This window comes from Methyloceanibacter sp. (assembly GCF_035650995.1).
GTDB lineage: Bacteria > Pseudomonadota > Alphaproteobacteria > Rhizobiales > Methyloligellaceae > Methyloceanibacter.
Window position 1 is genome coordinate 1 of sequence record NZ_DASRGO010000169.1, and the last position, 3,905, is coordinate 3,905.

Genomic DNA, 3,905 nt, shown 5'->3' on the forward strand with positions numbered 1-3,905 from the left:
CTATTACGACGGCGCGCCGGAGCCCGCCGATCCCGTTCTGCAAAAGGGCAAGGTGGCTCTGCTCGTGATCGACGTGCAGAACACCTATCTCGACCGGCCCGATCCCGCCACGCTCAAGGGCGACGCGCTCAAGCGCTATCATGCCTGGACGCCGTTTCACGAGCGCATGCACGCGACCGTTTTGCCGAACGTGCAGCGGTTGCTCGCCCGCTTCCGCGACGGCGGTCTCGATGTTCTGTTCGCGCGCATCGCTTGCCTGCGCAAGGACGGGCGCGACCGCTCGCTCAGCCAGCGAAAGCCGGGCTGGAACGACTTGTTGCTGCCCAAGGATGAGCACGCGTCCCAGATCCCGCATGCGATCGCGCCGATTGGCGACGAGATCGTGGTGACGAAGACCACTGACAGCGCGCTGACCGGCACCAATCTCCGCTTGATCCTCACCAATCTCGGCATCACGCATGTGGTCTGCGCCGGGATCTTCACCGATCAATGCGTGTCATCAACGGTGCGCAGCCTGGCGGACGAGAGCTTCGACGTGATCGTGGTCGAGGATGCCTGCGCCGCCGGAACGCAGGAACTGCACGACCGCGAGATCGAGATCATGAATATGATCTATGCGAGCGTCGTGAGCACCGAGGAATTGATGGGCTACCTGCCCTAGCCGACGGTTACCGCTACGTCGTTGCGCTCCAGGCTGGTCATCAGACTGCCTTCGGGCTCGGCGTCGGTGACGAGATGGGCGACGTCGCGCCAGGCGAGGTAGCGCGAGGGAAAGATGCGGTCGAATTTCGAGTGATCGGCGACCACCACCGTCTTGGCCGCACGCTTTCCCATCGCGCCATAGACCGTGCCGCACTCGATCAGCGCGTCGGTCGGGCCCTCCACCGTCAAGCCGCTCGCGCCGAGGAGGGTAAAATCGGCATAGAAATTATTGAGGAAGGACACGGTCTGGACGCCGACCGTCGCACCCTCCGAGGCGAGATAATCGCCCGGGAGCATAATGACCGTGATGCTGGTATTGAGCGAGAGAACGGTGGCGACGCCGAAGGAATGGGTGATCACGGTGATGTTGGCGAGCTCGACCGACATGCGCCGCGCGACGTGCACGGTGGTGGCGCCCGAGCCCATGATGAAGATGCGTCCCCCCTTGATCAGGGGCAGGGTGGCGCGGGCGATGCGCTCGCGCTCGGCGATGAAGTAGCCGTAACGCTCCGAAAGCGCGGGCTCGCTGCTGAGCGGCCGCACCGCGCCGCCATACGTGCGGTTGAGCAGACCCTGCTCGGTCAGCTCGTCGAGGTCGCGGCGGATGGTCTCGGTGGAGACTTCGAGACGGGCCGCGAGGTCGGCGACGCGCAGGCTCGGCGTCCGGTTCAGCTCGGCGAGGATCTGCGCTTGCCGGTCGGATTTCGTCCGTCTCGCACGTATGGGTTTTTGCATGGTCCTGTCGGTCGAAGGAGGCTGCATGCCGCACCCCGGTTTATGGTTTGCCCGCCTCGGCCGCAGTGGGCTAGGGCCGGCCGAAGACTTGCAATTCTATCACGGCTGGGATGAAACCCTAACGGTTCACCTGGGATCGCAAAGGCTTCGAGCGTCATGCTCGCGCCGCGATGACGAGCGATGCTAAAACAGTGCCTCGGGCGGCGATGCCATGCCGTCGGGCGTCAAGCTTTGGGGAGGCTTCTTCAGGTGGAGCGCTGTCATGGTCCAGTGGGTACCCGATCCGACCTTCTATCCCTCGCCGCGGCTCGCCGCCAAGGCGCCCGCCGAGACGCTCGCCTATGTCGCAACGTTCTGTCCGGAGCGGACGGCGCCCGACGCTCTCGCCGTAGTCGACGTCGATCCAAAGTCGGCGTCCTATTCCAAGGTCGTGGGACATCTTGATCTGCCCTATGCCGGCGATGAGCTGCACCATTTCGGCTGGAACGCCTGCAGCTCCAATCTCTGTCCCAATGCGCCGCATCCGCACATCGAGCGGCGCTATCTCATCGTGCCGGGACTTCGCTCCTCTCGCATCTACGTCATCGACACCAAACCCGATCCCAAGAGCCCGACCTTTTTCCGGATCATCGAGCCGCAAGAGATCATGGAGAAGACGGGTTATAGTCGGCCGCACACGGTGCATTGCGGGCCCGACGGCATCTACGTGTCGGCGCTCGGCAACGCCGACGGCGGCGCGCCGGGCGGCGTGTTCCTGATCGACCACGAGACCTTCGAGGTGCTCGGCCGCTGGGAAGTCGAGCGCGGCCCGCAACGGCTCGCCTACGACATGTGGTGGCATCTCGGCTACGACACGCTGGTGACGAGCGAATGGGGCACGCCGAACATGGTGGAGAACGGGCTCGTGCCGGAGATCCTGCTCGGTGCGCAATATGGGCGCCGGCTGCATTTCTGGGACCTGCACAAGCGGAAGCACGTTCAAGAGATCGATTTCGGACCCGAGCAGCAGCTCGTGTTCGAGCTCCGGCCGGCGCACGATCCGACCAAGGCTTACGGCTTCGTCAATGCCGTGATCAGCCTCAAGGACCTCTCGGCCTCGATCTGGACTTGGTACCGCGACGGCGACAAATGGGCGGCGAAGAAGGTGATCGAGATTCCGGCCGAGCCGGCCGATCCCGATCTGCTTCCGCCCCTGCTCAAGGGGTTCAAGGCGGTGCCCCCGCTCGTCACCGACATCGACCTCTCAGTCGACGACAAATATCTCTACGTGTCCTGCTGGGGGACGGGCGACCTACTTCAATATGACGTGAGCGATCCCTTCGCCCCGAAGCTCGCCGGCAGGGTCCGCATCGGCGGGATCGTGTCGCGGGCCAGCCATCCCAAGGCCAAGGGACCGCTCAACGGCGGCCCGCAAATGGTCGAGATCAGCCGCGACGGCAAGCGCGTCTATTTCACCAACTCGCTCTACGGCGCGGTCGATCCGCAGTTCTACCCCGAAGGTATCGACGGCTGGATGGTGAAGCTCGACGCGGATCCGGCCGGCGGCATCTCCTTCGATCCCGACTTCTTCATCGCATGGCCGAAGACGCACCGGCCGCACCAGATCAGGCTCGAAGGCGGCGATTCCTCCTCGGACTCCTACTGCTTCCCGTAAGCGGGAGCACCGGCTCTGCGCGCTTCGGCATCGGCCACGTGCCGCTTCACGGCAACGAAGCTGTCGGGCGTGACCGAAATCGAGTCGATGCCGCACGCGACCAGGAACTCGGCAAAATCCGGCCGATTGCTCGGCGCCTGCCCGCATAGCCCGACCTTGGCGCCCGCCTGATGCGCCCGCTCGATGACCGTGCGGATCATCCACTTGACCGCCTCGTTGTCCTCGTCGAACAGCTCGGCAAGCAGCTCGGAGTCGCGATCGACGCCGAGGGTGAGCTGCGTCAGGTCGTTCGAGCCGATCGAGAAGCCGTCGAAGCGCCGGGCGAATTCATCGGCAAGAACGACGTTCGACGGGATTTCGCACATCACATAGACCTCGAGCCCGTTCTCGCCGCGGACCAGACCGTTCTCGGCCATGACCTCGAGCACGCGATCAGCTTCCTCCGGCGAGCGGCAGAACGGGATCATCACCACGACATTGGTGAAACCCATCTCCTCGCGCAGGCGGCGGATGGCACGGCACTCGAGGGCGAAGCCTTCGCGATAGCGCGGCGAGTAGTAACGCGAGGCGCCGCGGAAGCCGAGCATCGGATTTTCCTCTTTCGGCTCGAACTCTGCGCCGCCAATCAGGCCCGCATATTCGTTGGTCTTGAAGTCGCTCATCCTGATGATGACCGGCTTCGGGTGGAACGCGGCGGCGATGCGCGCGAGCCCCAAGGAAAGGCGGTCGACGAAATAATCGGGCTTGCGGCCGTAACCGCGCGTGAGCTCGTCGATCGCGGCCATGGCCTTCCCGTCGGTCAGGCTGTCGGAAT

The 3,905-nt window shown here is 64.4% G+C and carries 4 protein-coding genes; 2 read left to right on the forward strand and 2 right to left on the reverse strand.

What is annotated here, in order from left to right; translation table 11 throughout:
* The coding region (locus tag VFB18_RS12730; RefSeq protein ID WP_324975842.1) for an isochorismatase family cysteine hydrolase at positions 1-661 on the forward strand (661 nt) is incomplete at its 5' end.
* On the opposite strand, the gene VFB18_RS12735 is transcribed toward VFB18_RS12730, so the two are convergent.
* Entirely contained in the window at positions 658-1,437 is a 780-nt protein-coding gene (locus VFB18_RS12735) for a DeoR/GlpR family DNA-binding transcription regulator (RefSeq protein WP_324975845.1), read from the reverse strand. The two genes, VFB18_RS12730 and VFB18_RS12735, sit on opposite strands and share 4 nt — an antisense overlap.
* A 262-nt stretch (positions 1,438-1,699) precedes the next feature.
* Here VFB18_RS12735 and VFB18_RS12740 point away from each other — a divergent pair, with 262 nt between their 5' ends.
* Entirely contained in the window at positions 1,700-3,091 is a 1,392-nt protein-coding gene (locus VFB18_RS12740; RefSeq protein WP_324975848.1) for a selenium-binding family protein, read from the forward strand.
* Here VFB18_RS12740 and VFB18_RS12745 read toward each other — a convergent pair.
* Positions 3,076-3,905, reverse strand: an 830-nt coding sequence (locus tag VFB18_RS12745) for a putative PEP-binding protein (protein WP_324975850.1), incomplete at its 5' end; no start/stop codon positions are given. The genes VFB18_RS12740 and VFB18_RS12745 overlap by 16 nt on opposite strands.